This window comes from Tunturiibacter empetritectus (assembly GCF_013410875.1).
Lineage (GTDB): Bacteria > Acidobacteriota > Terriglobia > Terriglobales > Acidobacteriaceae > Edaphobacter > Edaphobacter empetritectus.
In genome coordinates, this window is sequence record NZ_JACCCU010000002.1 from 205,334 (window position 1) to 227,632 (window position 22,299).

18 protein-coding genes are annotated in these 22,299 nt (G+C 59.4%); 4 read left to right on the plus strand and 14 right to left on the minus strand.

Features of this window, described 5'->3' with window-relative positions; all coding sequences use genetic code 11:
- Positions 1 to 17: 17 nt before the first annotated feature.
- The 3 genes from HDF08_RS13005 to ftsZ all read right to left on the minus strand — a co-directional run bounded on the left by HDF08_RS13005 (position 18) and on the right by ftsZ (position 4,919).
- Positions 18 to 1,631, minus strand: coding sequence for an NAD(P)H-hydrate dehydratase (locus tag HDF08_RS13005; RefSeq protein WP_179639114.1), 1,614 nt, complete (start codon positions 1,629 to 1,631; stop codon positions 18 to 20).
- A 333-nt stretch (positions 1,632 to 1,964) separates the two neighbouring features.
- Positions 1,965 to 3,260: a penicillin-binding transpeptidase domain-containing protein gene (locus HDF08_RS13010; RefSeq protein ID WP_373563185.1), complete on the minus strand. Its 1,296-nt coding sequence runs from the start codon at positions 3,258 to 3,260 to the stop codon at positions 1,965 to 1,967.
- Between the two features lie 141 nt (positions 3,261 to 3,401).
- Complete coding sequence (gene ftsZ, locus HDF08_RS13015) at positions 3,402 to 4,919, minus strand: cell division protein FtsZ (RefSeq protein ID WP_179639115.1); 1,518 nt, start codon at positions 4,917 to 4,919, stop codon at positions 3,402 to 3,404.
- 309 nt (positions 4,920 to 5,228) lie between these two features.
- Between ftsZ and HDF08_RS13020 the strand changes: the two genes are divergently transcribed.
- The 3 genes from HDF08_RS13020 (at position 5,229) to HDF08_RS13030 (ending at position 7,914) form a co-directional block, all read left to right on the plus strand.
- On the plus strand, positions 5,229 to 6,815 hold the full coding sequence (locus tag HDF08_RS13020; protein WP_179639116.1) for a flavin monoamine oxidase family protein: 1,587 nt from the start codon (positions 5,229 to 5,231) through the stop codon (positions 6,813 to 6,815).
- Between the two features lie 177 nt (positions 6,816 to 6,992).
- Complete coding sequence (locus HDF08_RS13025) at positions 6,993 to 7,466, plus strand: GNAT family N-acetyltransferase (protein WP_179639117.1); 474 nt, start codon at positions 6,993 to 6,995, stop codon at positions 7,464 to 7,466.
- Between the two features lie 106 nt (positions 7,467 to 7,572).
- Positions 7,573 to 7,914, plus strand: a complete 342-nt coding sequence (locus HDF08_RS13030; RefSeq protein WP_179639118.1) for an STAS domain-containing protein — start codon at positions 7,573 to 7,575, stop codon at positions 7,912 to 7,914.
- Positions 7,915 to 8,025: 111 nt separating this feature from the next.
- Here HDF08_RS13030 and HDF08_RS13035 read toward each other — a convergent pair whose 3' ends face one another.
- From HDF08_RS13035 to murC, 8 genes are all read right to left on the minus strand, one after another.
- Positions 8,026 to 8,508: an SRPBCC family protein gene (locus HDF08_RS13035; RefSeq protein ID WP_179639119.1), complete on the minus strand. Its 483-nt coding sequence runs from the start codon at positions 8,506 to 8,508 to the stop codon at positions 8,026 to 8,028.
- Entirely contained in the window at positions 8,498 to 9,007 is a 510-nt protein-coding gene (locus HDF08_RS13040; protein ID WP_179639120.1) for an SRPBCC domain-containing protein, read from the minus strand. Before HDF08_RS13040 ends, HDF08_RS13035 begins: the two co-directional genes overlap by 11 nt.
- Positions 9,008 to 9,092: 85 nt before the next feature.
- On the minus strand, positions 9,093 to 9,602 hold the full coding sequence (locus HDF08_RS13045; protein WP_257031115.1) for an SRPBCC family protein: 510 nt from the start codon (positions 9,600 to 9,602) through the stop codon (positions 9,093 to 9,095).
- The gene (locus HDF08_RS13050; protein ID WP_179639121.1) at positions 9,562 to 9,933 is read right to left on the minus strand and encodes an ArsR/SmtB family transcription factor; all 372 of its coding nucleotides are present in this window, start codon (positions 9,931 to 9,933) and stop codon (positions 9,562 to 9,564) included. Before HDF08_RS13050 ends, HDF08_RS13045 begins: the two co-directional genes overlap by 41 nt.
- 105 nt (positions 9,934 to 10,038) lie before the next feature.
- Complete coding sequence (locus tag HDF08_RS13055) at positions 10,039 to 11,829, minus strand: G protein-coupled receptor family protein (protein WP_179639122.1); 1,791 nt, start codon at positions 11,827 to 11,829, stop codon at positions 10,039 to 10,041.
- Positions 11,830 to 12,045: 216 nt separating this feature from the next.
- On the minus strand, positions 12,046 to 13,287 hold the full coding sequence (gene ftsA / locus HDF08_RS13060) for a cell division protein FtsA (RefSeq protein ID WP_179639123.1): 1,242 nt from the start codon (positions 13,285 to 13,287) through the stop codon (positions 12,046 to 12,048).
- Positions 13,284 to 14,618, minus strand: a complete 1,335-nt coding sequence (locus HDF08_RS13065; protein WP_373563186.1) for a cell division protein FtsQ/DivIB — start codon at positions 14,616 to 14,618, stop codon at positions 13,284 to 13,286. Before HDF08_RS13065 ends, ftsA begins: the two co-directional genes overlap by 4 nt.
- 150 nt (positions 14,619 to 14,768) lie before the next feature.
- Complete coding sequence (gene murC / locus HDF08_RS13070; RefSeq protein WP_179639124.1) at positions 14,769 to 16,160, minus strand: UDP-N-acetylmuramate--L-alanine ligase; 1,392 nt, start codon at positions 16,158 to 16,160, stop codon at positions 14,769 to 14,771.
- 470 nt (positions 16,161 to 16,630) lie between these two features.
- Between murC and HDF08_RS21975 the strand changes: the two genes are divergently transcribed.
- Complete coding sequence (locus tag HDF08_RS21975) at positions 16,631 to 17,893, plus strand: YXWGXW repeat-containing protein (protein ID WP_306459703.1); 1,263 nt, start codon at positions 16,631 to 16,633, stop codon at positions 17,891 to 17,893.
- A gap of 642 nt (positions 17,894 to 18,535) precedes the next feature.
- Here the strand turns inward: HDF08_RS21975 and murG are convergent.
- From murG to murD, 3 genes are all read right to left on the minus strand, one after another.
- Positions 18,536 to 19,678 carry an undecaprenyldiphospho-muramoylpentapeptide beta-N-acetylglucosaminyltransferase gene (murG, locus tag HDF08_RS13085; RefSeq protein ID WP_353069362.1) on the minus strand — a complete coding sequence of 381 codons (1,143 nt, stop codon included), beginning with the start codon at positions 19,676 to 19,678 and terminating at the stop codon, positions 18,536 to 18,538.
- Between the two features lie 144 nt (positions 19,679 to 19,822).
- Positions 19,823 to 20,917, minus strand: a complete 1,095-nt coding sequence (gene ftsW / locus HDF08_RS13090; RefSeq protein WP_179639125.1) for a putative lipid II flippase FtsW — start codon at positions 20,915 to 20,917, stop codon at positions 19,823 to 19,825.
- Positions 20,918 to 20,932: 15 nt separating this feature from the next.
- A complete protein-coding gene (gene murD, locus HDF08_RS13095; protein ID WP_179639927.1) occupies positions 20,933 to 22,288 on the minus strand; it encodes a UDP-N-acetylmuramoyl-L-alanine--D-glutamate ligase in 1,356 nt (451 codons plus the stop codon).
- Positions 22,289 to 22,299 lie beyond the last annotated feature (11 nt).

A 22,299-nucleotide genomic window follows, 5' to 3' on the forward strand; every position in this document is an offset into this window, starting at 1 on the left:
ACGGTTGCGCGTCATCATCAACTCCGCAACCCGCAGATCCAGACCAGCCCATCCGCATCAACAACCCGGTACCGGAACGCATCCGAAAGATGTGTAACCGTATCGGTTGCAAGTACAGTATGCTCATCCATCGCATGCGCCGCATAGTCCCCCGCCAGCCCATGCAGATACACCGCCGTCTCCACCGCCCGCGCCACATCGTTCGGATACTGCGCCAGCATCCCTGCCACAATCCCCGTCAGAATATCTCCGCTCCCACCCTTCGCCATCGCCGGATTCCCATTCGTATTCACCGCAATCGAGCCATCCGGATGCGCAATCAGCGTCCGCCACCCCTTTAGCACCAGCGTCAGCTTGTGCTCCATCGCAAACCTCCGCGCCAGCCCCACCCGATCCGCCTCCACCTCCTTCACCGTCATCCCAGCCAGCCGCGCCATCTCCCCCGGATGCGGCGTCAGCACCATCACCCGCCCCTCGCCATGCAGCAGCTCCGTCTTTCCCTCAAACGCATTCAACGCATCCGCATCGATCACCACCGGCACCGAAGTCTTCTCCACAATCTGCCGCGCAAACGCCGGCGCATCCCCCTCGGTCGACAGCCCCGGCCCCACTGCCACCACCGAGATCTTCTTCACCAGCGCATCCAGCTTCGCGCCATCCAGGTTCTTGAATGAAACCGATCCCTTGGTCCCCTCCGCCAGCGGCACCGTCATCAACTCCGGCGCAATCCCCGCCACCAAATCTAGAATGCTCTTTGGCACCGCAGCCGTCACCAGCCCAGCTCCGGTCCGCAGGCACGCCAGCGACGCCATCGCCGGAGCCCCCGCCTTCCCGTAACTCCCCCCAACCACCAGCACATGACCAAACCTGCCTTTATTCGAGTTCACATCCCGCGGCCTCTCCGCCATCGCCTTCGACGAGCCCGCCCACGAAAACCCGCTCGCCGAAACCACCGCATCCTCAGGCGACCCGATCCCCGCGACCACCACCGGACCAAACACCCCGCCGGTCCTCTCATTGCGCGTCAGATGTCCAAACACATGCGCGATCTTGGGCGCGGTAAACGTCACCACCCCATCAGCCCGAAACGACCCCGCTGCCGTCTGCTCCTTCGAGTTCGCATCCCAACCCGAAGGCAGATCAACCGCCACCACCGGTGTTCCCAGCCCCTCCACCATCCCCCGCAACGAAACCGCAAGCCCGCGCAGCGGCGGCTTGAATCCCGTCCCCACCACCGCGTCCAGCAGCAACTCCGCCTCGTTCATCACACCTGCGCAAGCCGTCAGGCCACCCTCATCCACCACCTCATCCACCGCAACCGACGAGAACTCCTCCCGCAGCTTCCTTAGCGCCGTGGCCGCCTCCCCCTTTACCTCAGTCACCCGTCCCAGCAACACGACGCGAACCAAACGTCCCGCCTGCGCCAGCACCCGCGCCGCAACAAAACCATCCCCGCCGTTGTTCCCCTTCCCGCACAACGCCACCACCCGAATCGCCGCCGGATACTGCCTCAGACAAAACTGCGCTACCGCCCCACCAGCCGCCTCCATCAATCTGTCCAGCGAGATCCCAAACTCTTCTGCAGTCCATCGATCCACCGACTGCATCTCTGTCGCTGTAAGAATCTTCATCTTTCCCTTCTACCCGATTCCCCCGCCGAAGCCAAGACTACGCTGCTCCGCTTTCACCCCATCCACACAAGAAACACAACAGCAAGGCCCAACCTCAACCGAGGTCGGGCCTTTGCTGAATTCAACTCAAAAAAGAGAATACTTGGAATCAACTCAAGTAGAGGGAGTAAAGATCCAACTCCAAAAAAGGGACGAAGACGAAAATAAATCCAAAAAAGTGGCACTTTTTTAGCAACATAAAAACACGCTGCCATACACCACCTCTTCACCACCGAAACACCACGCTGCCACCACGTTCTTACCAGCGCTTTTCACCACGTTTTGCCCCAACCCCTACTCAGAACCGCCCATAACGCCATTGCTTTCAACCGTCTGCTTCTGCAAGAAATAATCCTTATTCCACAGCGCCCGGTAGAACTCCCCGGTCAACTCAGCCGCCTTCGGCCCAAAGGTAGGACGTCCCCCCTCGAGGAAAAACACTGTAACTATCTGACCCTTGGGGGTATCCGCAAACGACCCGAACCACCCGAATCGAGTGCCATTATTCGAGCACGTCCCCGTCTTGCCCATCACCGGAAACTGGCTGAAGTTAGCCCGCAGAGACCGCGCCGTCCCATACTCTACCGCGCCCGACATCCCCACCGAAATCTCAGGAATCAGCGGAGCAATATCCAACACCCGCTTCACCTTAGGCTCAAACGTAGCCACATCCACCGCTGTTTCAGGATGTTGCAGATAATAAAGAGTCCCACCATTCGCGATCGCCGAAACCAGCGCACCCAATTGCAGCGGAGTCATCGAAACACTCTCGCCAAATGAGCACATCCTGCCCACTCCACCCAGCGACGCCGGCAGCACCTCATCTGGATACGTCCCCAGCTGCTCACCTTGAATGTGATATCCAGCCAGCTCGCCAAGCCCAAATTCATTGGCGTAATGTTTCACCCGCTCAAACCCGAGCTGCCGTCCAAGCGTCTCAAAATAAAGGTTATTCGAGTGAGCCAGAGCATCGGTCATGGTCATGTGGTAGCGTCCGCCCAGGTTCACAGGGGTATCCTTGCGAACGATCCCCTCCTCAAGCGCCGCTAAGGCCACCGTCAGCTTAATCGTCGAGCAGGGTTCAGCCCCCCGCGATAGCGCCAGCTTTTGGTTCACCATCGCCAGAATTCGCCCCGTCGAGGGATCAATCGCGATCGCCGTGCCATTCATATTGCCCAGAGCTTCAATCGCCGCCGCGCGAACCAGAGGATCCTCGCCCTCCACCACATCACCGAGCGTCAGATTGTCGGCAAACGAACTCGCCGAAAAGTGTTCCTGGTAACGCGTCCGCCGTACCGCCAAAGTCGGCCGGGCTCCCCGATGGCGCCCCACAACCCCATGCGTTGCAACAACGTGCGTCCTACCCCCATAAGAACCAGAACGAGTCGAACCTGAATGAGCCGAACCCGCGTGCGAAGCCCCCGAACGAGCCCTGACAGTAGTGGCAACTCGCGTCGTACCAGCGGAGTGTCGCCTGGCCTTCCCGGTTGGAGTCGTCCCACTTGCAGTCGTCGCGGCGTTAGCACCCACTCCAGCACCCAGAACAAGGCCGAAGAGGAGCGCGCCAAAAACCTTCAATGATCTCGACACAGGCGTTCCCTCTTAATGATTTGACTGCAATCGAACTGCCATCGATCCACAATTCGTCTAATAAAACACTAATTCAACACCATCTCTCAAAGTAGCGCCGTTCCCCATTCGTGCTACTCCCCACGAAATCAGTGGTACGCCTCAGTTCCCGCGTCGCAAAAACGCAGGAATATCAAGCTCATCCGGCTCTGCAGGATCCGCAGCCGCCACTGCCGCCGCGCTCCCAAACGCCGGAACCCGGACCGAGGAGTCCCCCGCCTCGCCCGTCACACTGCGCACGTCCTTTTGTTGGACGCGCATTGGCGCCGAAAAGTGAGTATCCCTCGCCCGCTCAACCGGTCCAGCCTCCACCCGATCCACCTCAGCAGCTCTGTCCCCGCGCACCCCAGGAACCCTAGGAGCCCGGAAAAAATCGTCATCAAACACCGACGCCGGAACCGGAACCAACTCCGCCGGAGCATCCGCCTCCATCTTCACCACCGGCTCCCTCCTCTCGCTCGTCTCATGCACCGGCCGCACCGCTTCTTTTGCCGGCTCTATCTCACTGGCAAATCTCGTACCCATTGGTCGGGCAGAAACCACGCGAGGCTGTATCGGCACGTCATACCGCATCGTTGGCAGCGTCGCCTCAGCCAGCATGCGCTCCCGCCGCTGCGGCATCTCCTGCTGCTTGAAGCCCGTCGCAATCACGGTAATCTTCACCTCATCGCCCATCGACTCATCCTGCACCGCGCCAAAGATGATGTTCGCATCCTCATGCGCCGCATTCTGAATGATGCTCGAAGCCTCATTCACCTCGCTCAGCTTCAGACTGCTCGACCCCGTAATGTTGATCAGAATCCCGCGCGCGCCATCGATCGCTCCCGCCTCCAACAGCGGCGAAGCCATCGCAGCCATCGCAGCCTCCACCGCACGGTTCGCACCAGACCGCACACCCGTCCCCATCACCGCGTAACCCATCCCGGCCATCGTCGTCTTCACATCGGCAAAGTCGCGATTGATTACACCAGGAATCGTGATGATGTCCGAGATCCCCTGCACGCCCTGCCGCAGCACATCATCCGCAATCCGGAAGCTCTCGAAAAATCCAGCATCCTTCGCCACCGCCAGCAGCTTCTCATTCGGAATCACGATCACGGTATCGACCGACTCCAGCAGCTCCTGCATCCCGCGCTCGGCCTGCTGCATCCGTCGCTTGCCTTCAAACGCAAACGGTCGCGTCACCACCGCCACCGTCAGCGCGCCCATCTCACTCGCCAGGCTCGCAATCACCGGAGCAGCTCCGGTCCCCGTACCGCCACCAAGCCCCGCAGTCACAAACACCATATCCGCGCCCTCTAGCGCCTCGATGATCTTGTCCGAATCCTCAAGCGCCGCGCGCCGCCCCACATCCGGATTCGCACCCGCGCCCAGTCCACTCGTCAGCTTCACACCCAGCTGCAGCTTCACCGGAGCATTCGACACCTGCAGCGCCTGCACATCCGTATTCGCCGCAATAAACTCCACGCCCACAACGTTCGCCGCGATCATGCGATTCACAGCGTTGTTCCCGCCGCCGCCCACGCCGATCACCTTGATCCTCGCTCCACGCGGTATCTCATCGTGATAGTGAATGCGGAGATCGTTCGGATCGTTAGAATTATTGGGCAAATTCGACATGGCAACAGGACTCCTTGAAAGTTGTTTAATTCTCCCATCTCCTTGCCCAACGCACGACCCCCGTTTTCCACCGCCCGTACCACGCATGGTTCCAAACTCTGCAAACTTGCACCGCTTTTGATAGGGTGCGGCACTCGAGACAGTGCCATCACCAATCGCGCGTCAACCTCTGTCGTCTCGACGGAGCAGGAAACACCTTTCCTCGCCGTCGCTCCGTCTCACGATCTTCTTTCCGCTTGCAAAGATCACACCCGCACCTCAAACTGGAAAAGTCCCTCCCAAACTCAAGAGCCCATCGGAGCCATCGCAATGAGCCTGACCCGACGTGTCTTCCTTCAGCGCATCGCCCAGATCGGCGGCTACTCCGCCGCATTCGCCACCATGCAGGCGCTCGGCCTCATGCCCGCCGTCGGCCAGTCTCCGCTCCCGCAGCTCCCCGCCGACTTCGGCAAAGGCAAAAAAATCATCATCCTCGGCGCAGGCATCGCCGGCATGACTGCCGCCTACGAGCTCCGCAAAGCCGGCTTCGACTGCACCATCCTCGAAGCACGCAACCGCCCCGGCGGCCGCAATTGGACCGTCCGCGACGGCACCAAGGTCGAGTTCACCGACGGGACCATCCAAAACTGCGACTGGCAGGACGGCGGCTACCTCAACGCCGGTCCCGCGCGCATCCCCTCCATCCACACCCACATCCTCGGGTACTGTCAGGAGCTCGGCGTTCGCCTCGAAGTCGAAGTCAACACCTCGCGCTCAGCCCTCATGCAGTCTCCAAAGCTCAACCACGGCGACCCCGTCCAGCAGCGACAGGTCGTCCACGACACACGCGGCTATCTCGCCGAACTCCTCTCGAAAGCGATCAACAAACACACCCTCGACCACGAGCTCTCCAAAGAAGAAACTGCCCGTCTTCTCGAATTCCTTCAGAACTTCGGCGACCTCAACAAAGATGGACGTTACACCGGCACTCCTCGCGCAGGCTTCATCACTGGCCCCGGTGCAGGCCCTGTCAACCCCGTTCTGCACAAACCGCTCAACTTCTCCGAACTCCTCGCCGCCGACATGTCCACCGGCGAGTTCTACGAAGAGCAGATCGACTGGCAGGCCACCATGTTCCAGCCCATCGGCGGTATGGATCGCATCGCATACGGCTTCGCAAACTCTCTCGGCGACATGATCCACTACGAGTGTCCCGTCACCGAGATCACCACCTCCGGCCAAAGCGTCACCGTCGCTTACACCAAATCCGGCACACCCCAAACCATCTCCGCCGACTTCTGCATCTGCACCCTGCCGCTGCCAATCCTCGCCAAAACCAAAAACAACTTCTCTCCCGAAACCCAACAGGCATTCACAGGCATGCCCATGGTTCCGCTCTATAAAATCGCCTGGCAGTCTCCACGCTTCTGGGAGAAAGAGAACAACATCTACGGTGGCATCTCCTTCCTCAAAGACAAAGTCGACCTCGTCTGGTACCCCACCGATAAACTCTTCTCTCCCACTGGGGTCCTGGTTGCTGGCTTCAACTCCGAGCAGGAGCTCATTGGCGGCCTCGGCGGCACTACCACCGGCAAGCTCTCCTCCTTCGGCGCACTCCCCACCATCGAAGCAAAGTTCGAAGCCTCCCGTCAGGCCGTTGAGCTCCTTCACCCAGGCCGCTCCCACCTGCTCACCAAACCGATCTATGTCGCATGGGCCAAGATCCCATACTCCCTCGGCTGCCTCGCGAACAACTTCGTCTCCGGCAGCGCCCCGGCCTACGCACAGCTTGAAAAACCCGAGGGCAAAACATACTTCGCCGGCGACTACCTCTCTCACCTCGTCGCCTGGCAAGAAGGCGCAGTCCTCTCCGCCCACCACGCCATCGAACGCATCGCAAAACAGATGCAAACCTGACAGACTCCCGCAAACGAAATCGCCACCCTAAACGAAGCCGTCATCCTGAACGAAGTGAAGGATCCCCGTATTTGCTTTTGCCGTTGTATTTCGCTTCTGCCATTGCCTGTTCTTTCTTCGTCATTCATGCAGAAGCACGACACCTAAATCATCACCACGCCTCGCCCCTTACCACCGATGATCCTGATTCAAAAAATCGAATTACCAATAGCCGGACTGGAAGAACTTCACGCCGAAGCAAAAAGAGACGGCTACGACTTCATTGATACCCTCGTTGACGAGTGGGCCAGCGGAGCCAATCGCTTCGAAGCCACCGGTGAAGTCCTCTGCGGCCACCTCGACCACGGCCAGCTCGTCGCCGTCGGCGGGCTCACCATCGATCCCTTCACCACCGAACCACACACCGGCCGCGTCCGCCGCGTCTACGTCCGTTCCGCATGGCGCAATCAGGGAGTAGGCCGAGCCCTCGTCTCCACCCTCGTGGAAGAGGCCCGAAAGAGCTTCCGTCACGTACGCCTCCGCGCAGAAAACGAAAACGCAGCGCGCCTCTACGAAAGTATGGGATTCACGCCCATTGAAGACCCAGGCGCAACTCACACCCTCTCCTTCGAAGATCACAAAGATCGGAAAGATTACGCCGCCCACAAATAACCGCATCGAAAGCAGCGCCCAATAAATTCACCAACGAAATCCCGCTACGCAAAAGCCTGCAATCCAACCTGCGGTATGCTTGCAAACACTTAGGAGACACCACCTCATGATCCTCGAAGCCGAGTTGGACCGCGCCGATGCAACCACCGCCATCTTCCGTCTCACCGGACGCATGACCCTCGGCATGCGCCTGCGCGAAGTCGAATCTAGGATCACCGAAGTCGCCGGCAATGGAGTTCGTAAGCTCGTCCTCGAGCTCTCCGGAGTCGAATTCCTCGACAGCGCCGGCCTCGGGCTCCTCATGATCCTCTACGGCAAAATGAAGACCCACAGTGGCGAACTCCGTCTCGTCGCCCCCACCGGCCGCGTCCTTGAAGTCCTCAAGTTGACCTGCACCGACGCCATCCTTCCCATCGACCCGGATCTCGACGCCGCACTGGCAGCATGAACCACACCAAGAAGCAGAGCCTCAGACTCCCCTCGTGTGCACCCGACAACACGCGCATCTCAGGAGAAATCTGAAGCTCGTAACGCACCAAACAGCTAAAGCCAAGCCACGCTAGACCAGAGCCACCAGCTCCGACAGCCGATCCAGGCTCTGGCACCACCCCTGCGACATCCCCTCAAGGTGCTTCGGCGCAGCAGCAGACGTCGTCTTGATCACGCGCGCCACCAGCGAGATCTCCGTTCCGCCCCGCGCTTCTGTAAAGGTCACCGTGTTCATTACCTCGAACATCGGCTTGCCATGCTCATCGATCGCTGCTGTCACAAACACCAGCCTGTGTGGCCGATCGATCGTCACAAACCGCCCCGTCATCGGATACACCACGCCCTCCGGCGATTGCATATCGATCAAAATCGCGCCGCCGACCCGTGCATCCACCTGGTACACCCGGTTGGTGAAGCACTTCGGCCCCCACCACTTCGCCAGCTGTTCCCGATCGATCCACGCCGCAAACACCATCGCCGGCGGAGCCGCCACTCTTCGCGTTAGACAGACCTCAAGCAGCCCCGCTTCCATCACTCCTCCTTCAACGGCCATCTCTCACCTCGCGCAAAAGATCATCGAGCTTCTCGAAGCTGCTGTTCCAGCCCTTCATATGCCCATCGCGATCTTCTTCAGTTACGAAGAAAGTCTGGTGGAAGTTCATCGTCGTCTTCCCCTTATTTTCCTCAAACGTGATCGTAATCACAGTCTCGTGCTCCGGAAGTCCACTGCCCTCGTCCCACTGAAAGGTAAAGACCAGCCGTACCGGCTCAACCACCTCCAGATACTCACCGCCCTGCCATAGGTCGAGCCTGCGTTTCTCCCCGTCTCCCGTGTCGAAGCCGTCGCTATGCAAGCAGTTACGCCATCTCCCGCCCGGCCGCGCCACCGCCGTCAGGTTACGAGCCACAAAGTCGCGCGGCCCGAACCACTGTCTCATCTCATCGGGATTGGTCCACGCCTTCCACACCAGTTCGCGGGGTGCATCGAAGACCCTCGTAATCTCCAGCTCTTGCCGTGTTCTCACCGTTGGCGATACCGTCGCTGTGCTCATTCGAAACTCCTCCCTGTATCTTCGAGGCCCGACCTCTTCCAGGCCCTGTGCTCTCATACCCCTGTGTTTACGCCGTCACCATCGTTCAGAAAAGACGGCCCGCCAAATACTCCGCCAGCTTCTCGAAGGTCTGCTTAATGCCCTCAATCGAACCGTAGTCACGCACATTCTGTTCCCGAGCCTCAGCCGAGGTAAAGGTTAGACGCATCGTCACCCGTGTTCCTCCCTCGTCGTTTTCAAAGATCACCGCTTTTTCAATCTGCACCTCTGGTCCGCCCGCTCTGCCGCCACGCACCGTATACATCAGCCGCTCATAGGGCACTACATCGAGGAACACGCTCTTGTTCGAATAATCGGTTCCGTCCGGACCATGCATCACCTGCTTCCACACGCCGCCCGGCCGCACATCCATCTCTTCGATCGTGGTCGTAAAGCCCTTCGGCCCCCACCACAGCGCAACCTGCTTCGGATCTGTCCAGGCCTCCCACACCATCTCGCGCGGCGCGTCGAACACACGCGACAACACAATCTCCCGCCCTGCAGCATCTTCCATTTCAACGGCGTTTTCGACCACTTCCATTCTTGTTTCCGGCATCTCGCTTCTCCTTTTTCTGTAAGGTCTTCAGATACTCGTCCAATCGATCGAAACTCTGCTCCCAGAAGTTGCGGTACTCCTCCAGCCAGTCCGACGCCTGCTTCAAAGGCTCCGCCTTCAGCTTGCAGGGCCGCCACTGCGCCTCTCGTCCCCGCGAGATCAACCCAGCCTTCTCCAGCACCTTCAGGTGCCGTGAGATCGCCGGCATGCTCATCTCGAACGGAGCAGCAATCTCCGTCACCGAGGTCTCTCCCAACGCCAGCCGCGCAAGAATCGCCCGCCGGGTCGGATCGGCCAATGCAGCAAACGTCGAGCTGATCTGATCTGTCATATCGTGATTAACAACTAAGTTAAATAACCATAACGTTAAATACAAAATCTGTAAACAAAATTTGTCAACAATAACTAAAAAATCGCTTAGAACAAAAGCTTTCCACTATCGACTGGCGGAAGCCGACGGTTCCAACAGAAGTACCCATGCCCTGCTTCCAGGAACCCGCTGCCACCCCGGCGACGAAACATCAAACGGAATCTCCGTCGCCACCACCGCCACAGCACCCTGCCGCCGGAACACCTCCAGCACCTCTGCCTGGATCGAGGGAGTATCGAAGAACAGATGCACATCCTGCACCTGATTCTGTGGGTCATACGCATCGTTCCCAATCGCCGCCACAATATGCAATCGAGCGGCGTAAGCCCACGTACAACGTATGTCGTTTCCTGGTGAGACCGAGGCCACTCTATCTCCCGCTTTCAAACCCAGTCCTCGTAGGTACTCAGCGACAGCCCACTGGCCCCCGCTCTGCATATCTGTACCGGCAGCAGCCAATCGAACAGCGCCTCGCAGCCGCTCCGCCGAATTGAACAAGGTAGCTACCAACAACAGGACGAGCGCAGTCGCGCGCACTCCAGACCCAAGCCCGCCACGCCAACCGTCTAACCGAAGAAACGGCGCCATCCCCAGCACACAGAGAAATCCCGCCACATACCGTCCTTCAATATGAACCAACAGGAAAGCGAAGATCCCCAGCAGCGAAGGGAGATACAAGCGCCACGGGTTCAAAGACCGCCTTGCTCCAGCACGCTCACCCGCCCGAGGCCAGAAGGCAACACAGAAGGAGAGAGCAACGACAAGAGCGACTGGAATAATCTCTTGAAACACATACTTCAAGGCGCGCGCGTTTTCAACCAACGCTCGAGTTGAGTTTTTGAAATCAAAAAACTGACGATACCCTTCATACCAATAAACGATGTTGAACTGTGGCGGGTACGTCACGTGAAAGGGCTCTCCAAAGGCAAACACCGGAGGATGAGCACTCAGCATCTCGACCGGATGAATCGGCGATCCGAACTCCTTCGGACCTCCCTGCCAACCCATCCAATGCTTCAAATGATTCACGTGAAATGCGTAGTTCAACGCTCCCGCCTCACCCAGCGTCGGCCGTCCAAGCGCCCACGATAGTCCCACCCCATAAGGAACGACAAAGAGCAGAAGCACCACCACCGTGCGAAGAAGCGGAGCAACGCTACGATGCCAGCCCATAAAAACAATCGCGACCAGAAAGAATATTCCCGAAAGAGTCAGGAAGATCGCCTTACTCAGAAACCCCAAACCCAGCACGACTCCCCACAACGCGGTGTTGCCCACCGTCGGACGGGAGTACACCTTCAACGCAAATCCTGACGTGAAAAAAAAGAGGCACGCCACCAGCAGATCCGGACCGATCGTAGAGACCCGCCCCACTCCCGTCTGCACCGTAACAAACACGCAAGCCGCACTGATCAGCAGAAAGGGCGACATCCGGGCATCCCCGTCGCTCGAAAGCTCTCCCTGCACAGCACGCGACATCAAACTGAGAAGCCACAGAAACCCAATCCACGTGACGAAATATATCGTCAGGTTCAGCCAGAAGATCGCCGTCATCTCTCCATGTAGAGTGGAAGAAAATAGGCGCCTCACAACCGACAGCAGCAGGGGATATCCAATGCTCCACAGCGGATTGAGCGCCGCCCTCCAATCACCGGCTCGAATCATATTGGCAACATCGAGGTAGGAGATATCGTCCCCGGACAACTCCAACCTCCCATATCTACCTTCGACCGCCCCGGCCAACATCACAGTAGCGCCCACAAAAAAGTGAAGCGATAAATACCGCCACTTCAGGATGGCGTTACTCCTTCTCACCTCAAGCCCGTCACTGCCAACCTGAACCGTATCGAGCGTCATGTTCGCCGCCAATCATTTGTAAAAACATGCCCGAGAACTCGCGATCTAACGCGGCCGACTCTATCTTAGCGACCAACCTGATTCGCATCAGAACAAAATATTGGGAAGTGATTTCGATAAGGAGGTGCACTTATTTGCAGGGCGCGACTTGGAATCCAATTAGGTTGAAGGAGCGACATGCAAAGAGTCTTAGTGCTTTCAACAGAAAAAGCAGATCTAGAAGCTACCCGCAAAGATCGCCTTCAACTTCGCCTTCAGCCCCTGCTCTTCGCTCGCACGCCGAACCTGCGTCCTGTGCGTATACAACAGCATCCCAATCGCCGCCGAAAACTCCGGCACCGCCAGCTCAGCAGGCATCCGCGAGAGCGGCACCGGGTATCCGATCCGCGCCGGCACCCGCAACAAACTCTCCGCATTATCCAACAGCCCGGCCATGTTCGCGCCGCCGCCAGTCACCACACAGCCCGCGCCAAGTGCCTCCAGCACTCCACCCTGCCGCAGATTATCCCGCAGCATCGTAAACAACTCGCGCGCACGCGGCTCTAGAATCTCCGCCAGAAATCTCTGCCGCACCATCCGCGCCGACTGCCCGCCCCCACCCAGGGCACCGATCGCAAGGTTGCCGCCAACCTCGATCTCATTCAACTGCGGCACCGCCGTCACCACGCAGTGCCCATACATCTTCTTCAGATACTCTGCTTCCTCAACCGTCACGTGCAGCCCAACCGCCAGATCATTTGTAAAGTGATCTCCACCAATCGGCAGCACCGCCGTATGCGCAATCGAGCCCTCAAAAAAAACCGCAAGCTCCGTCGTGCTCGACCCGATATCAGCCATGCAGACGCCTAGCTCCCGCTCATCGGCGCTCAACACCGCCTCAGCTGCAGCGATCCCCTCATACACCGTATCCATCACCTCGAGCCCCGCACGGTTCGCGCACGTAATCACGCTCTGCGCCACACCACCCGAGCACGTCGACAGATGCAGATTCACCTCAAGCCTGTTCCCCACCATCCCCACCGGATCATGAATCCCCGGCTGATCATCCAGGATGAACTCCTGCGGCAACAGGTGAAGCACCTCGCGATCCGGAGGCAGAGCCACCGAACGCGCGCGATCCACCGCAGCACGCACCTCCTCCCGCGTAATCTCCCGCATTCTGCTGCCCATGCTGATGCCGCCGCGCGAGTTCACCCCCCGCACATGCGTCCCGCCGATGCCCACAATCGCCGTCTCAATCCCAGCCTTCGCCACACGCTCCGCCGTCAGCGCCGCCCGATTGATCGCCTCCGCCGCTGGTCCCAGCTCCGCAATCAAACCCTTGCGCATTCCTCGCGACGGCTCCACGCCATGCCCGCGATACCGCAGCACGCCGTCCTGCAACTCGGCCACCAGCACACAACTCTTCGTGCTTCCCGCGTCGAGCACGGTGATCAGATTGTCCTGCTTCTGATTCATGGTTGTACCGCCTGTGCAGGATGATACTGCGTCGAACCAGCCGACGGCTTCGCAACCACTGAGTGGGGCTTCGCAACGACAACATGTTTCGCCTTTGGATCGACCTTCTTCGCCTTCACCGGCGAATGACTCTTCGCTGCACCATTTGCTGTCGCCTTAGCAGAAGGTTTTCCCTTCACAGCCGCGTACTTCACTCCCGCAACGTGTGCCGCTGGCGCAGCCTTTGCGGGAGTCTTCACAACAGGCTTCGCCGCAGGCTTGGCCTCATCGATACTTGTATGCTGAGCCGCTCCAGCAGGCGTCTTCGTATCAGCCGCCATCACCGCCGCGCCGTTCGGCGACGAAGCCACCGGTCCACCCGCTCCCGGCTGCATCTCCAGCACCACCTGCCGCTCATACCGCATATCCACCGACGAGAGCTTCGGATAAACCGTCCGCCACTCCGGCAGATGCTCTTCAAATCTCCTGTAGCGGTCCAGAAAATCCGCATCGCCAAAGTGAACCAGCACCTCACTCGACTTATCCGGAATCAACGCCTTCACATCCTCAGGATTCGACAGGTCCACCTCGCTCAGCCCCTGCGAAATCTTCTCCCCGCCCGTCCCCGCCGCCCCGTCCAGCTCCGACGTAAATCGCTCATAGATCTTCATCCGTGCCGCACGCGTCGACAGCGGATCATCCGCCGAGATCCCCGTCACCACCGGAAACGAATACTTCCCATCCGGCTTGGCCCCCACCGGCATATCCAGCAGCACGCCGTTCCCATCTACCAATCCAATATGATTTCCCTGCCGCACAAACGCCACCGGCGTCCTCTCCACAATCGACACCCTCATCCGGTTCGGCAGCAGCCGCATCACCGTCGCATGCGCCACCCACGGCAGCCGCTCCAGCTCCGCGCGCCTCTGCGTCAGCGACACCGTAAAGATATTCCGCTCCACATCCTCGCCAAAGATGCTCAACAGCTGCGCCCGCGTCACATGCGCATTCCCCTGAAACTCAATCGACGATGACGAAGGAATCACAAACCGCTCATCGTGCAACAAAAAACTCCTCGCTATCGCAAACAGCCCGGCGCAGACCCCAAGCAGAACCAACACCCCACATCCCGCAGCGATCCTTCCCCACTTGGTCGCAGGCACTCCGCGAAACCGCACCCGTACCCCCGCCTTGCGTCGTCCCACCGGAGCGTCATCGTCCCAATGCGGATCGTCCGCAAAGTCCTCGCTGAGATCGCGACGCAGCCGCCGCTCCGGCGAAGCCGACACCCGCCGCGGCCCCCGCGCGCCTCGAGACTCCGAGACGTAATTCTTTTCAGGCGCCTCTAGCACCGTTGTTCCACCCCTCGAAAAAGCATCGCTTTGTCGCACGCCTGAGCAAGGCCGCGAGAATCGCCATCCTGAGCATAACTCGCACCGCGCCTGCCATTCCCACCCATCTTCAGCATGTACCCTTTCAGGAACTCACCCATTCGTCCCACTTCAAGATAAAGCCTCCAGCAACGCAGCCCCCGCCTGCGATACACTCCCCGCCCCCAGCGTCAAAATCACATCCCCTACCTTTGCCTCCCGCACCAGCGCCGCGACGCCCTCATCCACCGAAGCCGCATACTCCACCCCAGCTCCACCCGCAGCCCGAATCGCCTTCACCAGCGTCTGCGCATCAACCCCCGCAATTGGAGCCTCACTCGCCGCATAGATATCCAACACCTCAACCGTATCCGCGTCCCTGAAAGCCCCCGCAAACTCCGCCATCAAATCCAGCGTCCGCGTAAACCGATGCGGCTGAAACAAAACATGCAACCGCGAGTACCCACACTCCCGCGCCGCCCGCAGCGTAGCCAAAATCTCCGTCGGATGATGTCCATAGTCATCCACCACAGTCACGCCCCGCACCTCACCCTTGATCTGAAACCGCCGATCCACCCCACGAAACGTCTCCAGCCCCGCCGCAATCTGGTCCGGAGCCACCCCCAGCTGCACCCCCACCGCCACCGCAGCCGCAGCATTCAACACATTATGCCGCCCCGGAACATGCAGCCGAAACTTCCCCAACACAAGCCCCTTGTAGTTCACAGCGAAACACGAGTGACACTCCGCATCCTTCGGCAACACCTCCACGCGAAAGTCCGCATCCACACTTTCGCCATAGGTATAAACCTTCCGCCTCACACGCGGCAGCACCGTTCGCAGCAGGGCATTATCCACGCACGCCGTAGTCGCTCCATAGAACGGCAGCCTATCCATAAACTCGAGAAACGCTCCCTCAACATCCTCCATATCGCGATAGCAATCCATATGTTCGCGATCCAGATTCGTCACCACCGCCAGCACCGGCGACAGCTTCAAAAAACTCCGGTCGCTCTCATCCGCCTCCGCCACCAGGTACTGCGAGTTGCCCAGCCGAGCATTCGACCCCAGCGCATTCACCCTTCCACCCACCACCACCGTCGGATCCAGCCCGCCCCCTGCCAGCACCGCCGCCACCATCGAGGTCGTCGTAGTCTTCCCATGCATTCCCGCCACGGCGATCCCATACTTCAGCCGCATCAGCTCCGCCAGCATCTCCGCCCGCTGAATCACCGGAATCTTCCGCTCCCGCGCATCCAGCACCTCAGGATTGTCCTTAGCCACTGCCGAACTCGTCACGACAACATCGCTGGCAGCAGCATTGCTTGCAACGTGTCCCTCAAAGATTCGCGCCCCCATCCCCAGCAGCCGATCCGTCACCGCACTCCGCCGCAGGTCGCTCCCCGAGACCGAGTACCCCATCGTCAGCAGAATCTCCGCGATCCCGCTCATCCCAATCCCGCCGATCCCGATAAAGTGAATCCTCTGCGACGGGGCAAACAAAAAATGTCCAGGCACAAACATGCTGACCAATCTCTACTTTCAAAAAATTGCGCGCAACGAGCTAATCCTTCACTCTATCAGCGCAAAGAATCTCTCTCTATCCCGACCAGCGGGAGGGCACAATCGATCCTTCCACCCCAGAAAAGGTACACAAGTCACGAAGTGACCGCCCCACGCGCAGTGGGCCCGTCCGGCAGGACAGAAGCACGCGCAGCGGGCCCGTCCGGTAGGACCGGTCATTTCCACTCTCCGCCGCGCCTAAATAATCACAAATCCCCCAACAAATCGATCAAATCCCTACAACCTTTTCAGCCACACCAAGGAACCCTGCTCTGTCAATATTTCGCAACAAACGATATATATTCGTGTCTAATCATTTGAGCACTTGACCCGGGAACTCCCAGCCGGGCTGGAACTCGTCCTTGCTCTCCGCGAAGTCCGCCGCACGACGCAACCCCGGATAACCGAAGGCTGAGCAGGAAGGTAGCGCTATGACGTTCACCCGCCTCTTCAGAAACTCACTCGGTGTAGCAACACTAGCCGGCTTCACGCTGGCCATGCCGCTTATGGCCCAAGCTCAAGTCGAACCCTACAACCCCAACGATCAATACGGCTCTCCCGCCGCCCAGCAGGCTCAGCAGGATCCCCAATTCGCGGCCCAGCAGCAGGACAACACCGCGTCGCAGCAGTACGCCCCCCCTCAGCAATATGGCGACCCCAACCAGGGACCTCCACAGCAGTACGGCGATCCCAACCAGGGCGCGCCCCAGCAGTATGGAGCACCTCAGCCCGGACAACCCCAGGGCATCGAGCAGGCCCCACCCCAAATCCCCGACTACGAGCAGCCCCCCGCCCCCGGTGATGGCTATATATGGACCCCCGGCTACTGGGCCTGGACCGCTGATGGCTATCAGTGGGTTCAGGGCGCATGGGTACTCGCTCCCTACTCCGGAGCCCTCTGGACCCCTGGCTACTGGGGTTTCAACGACGGCTACTACTGGAACGCAGGTTACTGGGGTCCCTACGTCGGCTACTACGGCGGCATCAACTACGGCTTCGGCTACTTCGGCATAGGCTTCTACGGCGGATACTGGGGCGGCGGCCGCTTTTACTACAACCGCGCCTACTGCAACATCGGTCGCGGATGGCATGGCGGCAACTTCTACAATCACTCCTATAACGGTTACTCCGGCCGCCCTGGCGGAGCCAGCTTCACTCACGTGAACAACACCGCCTATCACGGCAATAACTTCTCCGGCGCTCGCGGCTCCAGCATCAACGGCCACAGCTTCGCCCAATCCAACGTCGGCCGCGGCAATCCGGCAGGCTTCGGCGACCACAGCATCCACACCGGCTATAGTGGAGCAACCGCCAACAACGGAACCGCCCGCGCCTACAACGGCACCGACGCCAATGCAGGCCGCACCTACAGCAATGCCGGTGCGAACTACAACGCAAGCCGCGCTTACAGCGGTAGCAGCGCGAACTACAACGCAGGCCGAACCTATGCCGGCAACAGCGCCTACAGCGGAGCCTCTCGCGGCTACTCGCAGCCAGCCGCTGCACAGAGTCACGCTAACTACGCCAGCGCTCCCCACGCCTCATACTCCGGTGGAGGTAACTACGGCGGAGGCGGTTCGCATGGCGGAGGCGGCTATAGCGGCGGCGGTGGAGGAGGTGGCTTCCATGGCGGTGGTGGCGGCGGAGGCGGTGGCGGCGGATCACACGGCGGCGGTGGCGGCGGTCATCGCTAAAACCCGAGCCAGCAAACCAAAGAACTGAAAATTTAAAGGGCTGAGGAATCAAATCCTCAGCCCTTTCCTTGGCTTTCATCACCACTCAACAAACCGCCATTTCGACCGAAGCGAACCACAGTCTCATCGTAGTCAGCGCAGTGGAGAAACGCCCGCGCATTTGCCTCTGCTGCTGCCGTTGCCTCTGCTGTTGCTTTTGCCCGTTCCTGCCGTCATCCTGAGCGTAGCGAAGGATCCCGACACACCACCACTCACCCATACCGCTAGAACCCTTTCAACCCACATTCAACCGCTTGAGATTGCTCACCATTTCCCTCTGCTAAGTCCCATCAAAAACCGTGTCAAGCCCCCAAATCATCAAAACCCGCGCCAATCCAGCAGATTCGCGTGGCGTATCAGTTATGCTCCAACCGCTATACTTGATACATAGATCAAAGAAGCCCCGGCCAAAATCGGGGCTTTCGCCATTAAAGCCCGTAACTCCTTTAGAAAGACGATTCTGCAAGTAACCTTTTTAGAATGAATATTTTACGAGGCCACATTTCACGCAAGTAGATGATTATAAATGGGTTACGCGCCGATAATAGGGGGGGGGGTACCCCATGAAAGGAAACACCGAATGGCCACGCTCAAACAGAATCGTCAACACCCCGCCAGCTCTGCCACCATATGCCCAATCTCCGTTACCGCATCCGGGTGTGCCAGTCCCCGAACTCTCCGGCCCATCTCCGCCAGTCTCCCTGCATCCAGCAAAAGTCCAGACAGGTCGCTTAACAGAAACGCTCCCATCAGGTCGTCCGCTTCCTGCACCCGCAGCTCCGCCGCCCCAACCCGCGCAAAGGCCTCCGCATTCTTCATCTGGTGGTCGTCCGCCGCTCCCGGAAAAGGCACCAGCACCGCCGGCCGTCCCGCCGCTGCCAGCTCCGCAACCGTACTCGCACCACTGCGGCAAAGAATCAGATCCGCATCCGCAAACCTCCTCGGCATATCGTCGAGATACGCCGCTACCTCCCAGCGAGAGGGATCCGCACCGCTCGCCCCATACGCCTCCCCGGTCGACTCCGCCTGCCCCTTCCCAGTCTGGTGCAGAATCCTCAGCCCCGGCACATACTCCAACAGCCGCTTTGCAATCTTCGGCATCACCGAATTGAAGACCCGCGCCCCCTGGCTGCCGCCAAACACAAGCAACCGTCGAGCCGATGCCGGCCCATCCTGGGCAACACTACCTACGAAAGAGATGCGATCCTCCTTCGCATCCGGCATCGGAGCAATCTCAAAAAACTCCTGCCGCACCGGAATCCCAGTTACCCGTGCACCGCGAAAGTACCTCCGGGTCTCCTCGAAGTTCACCGCCGCCGCACTCACGCGTCGCCCTACCAGCCGGTTCGCCAGCCCCGGCACCGCATTCGGCTCAAACGCCAGCGTAGGAACCCGCAACAGAACCGCCGCCATCATCGCCGGCCCCGAAGCATACCCGCCCACCCCCACCACCACATCCGGCTTGAAGCTCCGCGCCAGTTCCAGGCACCGAGCAACGCCAAGCGGCAGATCAGCCACCGTCCGTACCCGCGTCGCTAAACTCACATTCTTCAACTGCCCTACGCGAATCAGCTCCAGAGGAAACCCAGCCTCCGGCACCAGGCGAGTCTCAAGCCCCCGCGCCGTCCCCACAAACCGCACCTCGGCCTCATGCGCATCGCGCAGCTCCCGCGCAATCGCCAGCGCCGGAATCACATGCCCCCCGGTGCCCCCGCCAGCAATCAAAACTCGCAAAGCTTGTCTCACCGAGCTGTACTCCAAGCTAAATTCCGACCGAAGGAAGGACCAATGCCGCTCCTCCCACCCAGAAAAGGTACACAAGTCACGAAGTGACCGCCCCACGCGGAGTGGGCCCGTCCGGCAGGACAAAGGATTTGACTCTCTTCCACCTCAATCGATCTCGCGAGTGATATTCAGCAGCACGCCCATACTGGCCAGCGTAATAAAGATCGATGTCCCCCCCGAGGAGATAAACGGCAGCGGAATCCCCTTGGTCGGCAGCAGCGCCAGCACCACGCTCATATTGAAGAACGCCTGGATCAGAATAGCCGTCGTCAGCCCAAACGCAAGAAACCGCGCAAACGGATCGGTCGACAGAAACGCCGCCCGCAGCCCCCGATACCCCAGCGCCACAAACAGCCCAACCACCAGCAGTGCCCCAATCAACCCCAGCTCCTCACAGATGTTCGCAAAGATAAAGTCCGTCTGAACCTCAGGCAGGTAGAACAGCTTCTGCCGCCCCTCCATCAACCCAAGCCCACGGATCCCACCCGTCCCAACCGCAATCAGCGACTGAAGAATGTGAAACCCAGTCCCGCGAGGATCGGCCTCAGGATTCACAAATGCCAGCATCCGCGCCCGTCGAAACGCCACATGAAACAGCATGAAGTAAAGAACAGGAGCCGCAAACGCCGCACCCACCGCAAAGTACTTCGTCTTAGCCCCAGCCAGATACAGCATCAACGCCGTCACCGACATGCACACCAGCCCCGTCCCCAGGTCCGGCTCCTTCAAGATCAAAGCCGTAAACGCCATCGGCACCGCAACCGCCCGCAGAATCGTTCCCTTCCAGTCGTCCATCTGGTGGATTCGAGTCTGCAGAAAGTAAGCAAGGAACAGCACCAGCACAGGCTTCGCCAACTCCGAAGGCTGAAACGTAAACAGGTTTCCAAACCGAACCCAGCGATGCGTCGCATGCGAGTCCTTCATCGCAAACACGCCTATCAGCATCAGCATCGTCACCGCAACCGCAGGAAACACGACCTTCGGATTGTTATAGGTCCGATAGTCCACCTGCATCAACGCAACCAGCGCAATCAGCCCCAGCACCGCCCAGATCGCCTGCTTCATCACATAAGGATAGGGAGACCCTAGACTCGACTGCGCCATCACCGCCGACGCCGAGAACACCATCACCAGCCCAAACAGCACCAGCAGCAGCACCACTCCGAAGAGCCACTTGTCCACCCCAACTCTCTTCGCCATGCATCACTTCCACTTCTAAATTAATTGATTCACCAACTGCCGAAACACGCGACCGCGATGCTCATAGTTCTCAAACTGGTCGAAGCTCGAACACGCAGGCGACAGCAGCACCACATCGCCCGTCACAGCAGCCTTAGCCGCCTCAGCCACCGCCGTCTCCATCGTTCCCGCTGCCACCATCTTCACGACTCCGTGCAGCTGCCGCTCAATCTTTTCTGCAGCTGAACCAATCGTATAAACAACCTTCACCCTCTCCTTCAGCAACTCGGCCATCAGCCCATAGTCCGAATCCTTATCCTTCCCGCCAAGAATCAGGTGAACACCCTTGCTGAACGAAGCCACAGCCTTCATCGTCGCATCCACATTCGTCGCCTTAGAGTCATTGTAGAACTCAACCCCATTCAGCTTCCGCACCAGCTCCAGCCGGTGCTCCACCGCCGTAAAGCTCGCCACAGAAGCCCGAACACTCTCCGCCGAAACCTTCGCCAAACGAGCCGCACACACCGCAGCCAGCACATTCTCGATGTTGTGCGCACCCTTCAGAGGCACTTCCGAGACCGGCATCACCGGCTCCGTCACCCCGCCCTCCTTCTCCACCCATACAATCACGCCATCCCGCACAAACGCGCCCTTCCGCACGGCCTTGGTCCCACTGAACCAGAACACCTCGCTCTTCGCCCGCGCCGCACACATCTGCGTCACGCGATCATCTCCGTTCAACACCAGCGCGTCCCCAGCACCCTGCCGCTCGAAGATCCTCTCCTTTGCCGCCACATACCTCTCGAAGCTGCCATGCCGATCCAAATGGTCCGGCGTAATATTCAGAATCACGGCAATCCGCGGATGAAACTCCTCCACCGTCTCCAGTTGGAAGCTCGAAACCTCCAACACATTCACCGTCTCAGGCGTACTCTTCGCCACCAGATCAATCACCGGCAGACCGATATTCCCGCCCACCTGCGTCGGCACCCCTGCATCACTCAGGATCTTCCCCACCAGCGTCGTCGTCGTCGTCTTCCCATTCGATCCAGTAATCGCCACCACCTGCCCTTGCAGATAGCGACTCGCAAGTTCCAACTCTCCAATCACCGTCAACCCAAACGCGACGACCTGCTTCACCTCCGGCGTATCCATCGGCACACCCGGCGAGACCACAATCAGATCCTGCCGCCGAAACGTCAGAAGCCCATGTCCACCCGACTCAACCATAATCCCCGCTTCCAGCAACGCAGGAATCTCTTGCGCCAGCGCAACCGCACTACGCGTGTCGCTTACCGTAACCCGCGCCCCCTGCGCACGCAGAAACATCGCCGCCGACAGCCCGGACTTCCCCAACCCCACCACCAACACCCGCTTATTCTTCAAATCCATCATGCCCAACA

Coding starts and splice junctions, on each gene's coding strand:
- HDF08_RS13050 (WP_179639121.1), bottom strand. CDS start 9,933: ATGACAGATCAGATCAGCTCGACGTTTGCTGCATTGGCCGATCCGACC.
- ftsZ (WP_179639115.1), bottom strand. CDS start 4,919: ATGTCGAATTTGCCCAATAATTCTAACGATCCGAACGATCTCCGCATT.
- HDF08_RS13025 (WP_179639117.1), top strand. CDS start 6,993: ATGATCCTGATTCAAAAAATCGAATTACCAATAGCCGGACTGGAAGAA.
- HDF08_RS13030 (WP_179639118.1), top strand. CDS start 7,573: ATGATCCTCGAAGCCGAGTTGGACCGCGCCGATGCAACCACCGCCATC.
- HDF08_RS13005 (WP_179639114.1), bottom strand. CDS start 1,631: ATGAAGATTCTTACAGCGACAGAGATGCAGTCGGTGGATCGATGGACT.
- HDF08_RS13020 (WP_179639116.1), top strand. CDS start 5,229: ATGAGCCTGACCCGACGTGTCTTCCTTCAGCGCATCGCCCAGATCGGC.
- ftsA (WP_179639123.1), bottom strand. CDS start 13,287: ATGAATCAGAAGCAGGACAATCTGATCACCGTGCTCGACGCGGGAAGC.
- HDF08_RS13040 (WP_179639120.1), bottom strand. CDS start 9,007: ATGAGCACAGCGACGGTATCGCCAACGGTGAGAACACGGCAAGAGCTG.
- ftsW (WP_179639125.1), bottom strand. CDS start 20,917: ATGGCGAAGAGAGTTGGGGTGGACAAGTGGCTCTTCGGAGTGGTGCTG.
- HDF08_RS13055 (WP_179639122.1), bottom strand. CDS start 11,829: ATGACGCTCGATACGGTTCAGGTTGGCAGTGACGGGCTTGAGGTGAGA.
- HDF08_RS13035 (WP_179639119.1), bottom strand. CDS start 8,508: ATGGCCGTTGAAGGAGGAGTGATGGAAGCGGGGCTGCTTGAGGTCTGT.
- HDF08_RS21975 (WP_306459703.1), top strand. CDS start 16,631: ATGACGTTCACCCGCCTCTTCAGAAACTCACTCGGTGTAGCAACACTA.
- HDF08_RS13045 (WP_257031115.1), bottom strand. CDS start 9,602: ATGCCGGAAACAAGAATGGAAGTGGTCGAAAACGCCGTTGAAATGGAA.
- murC (WP_179639124.1), bottom strand. CDS start 16,160: ATGTTTGTGCCTGGACATTTTTTGTTTGCCCCGTCGCAGAGGATTCAC.
- murD (WP_179639927.1), bottom strand. CDS start 22,288: ATGGATTTGAAGAATAAGCGGGTGTTGGTGGTGGGGTTGGGGAAGTCC.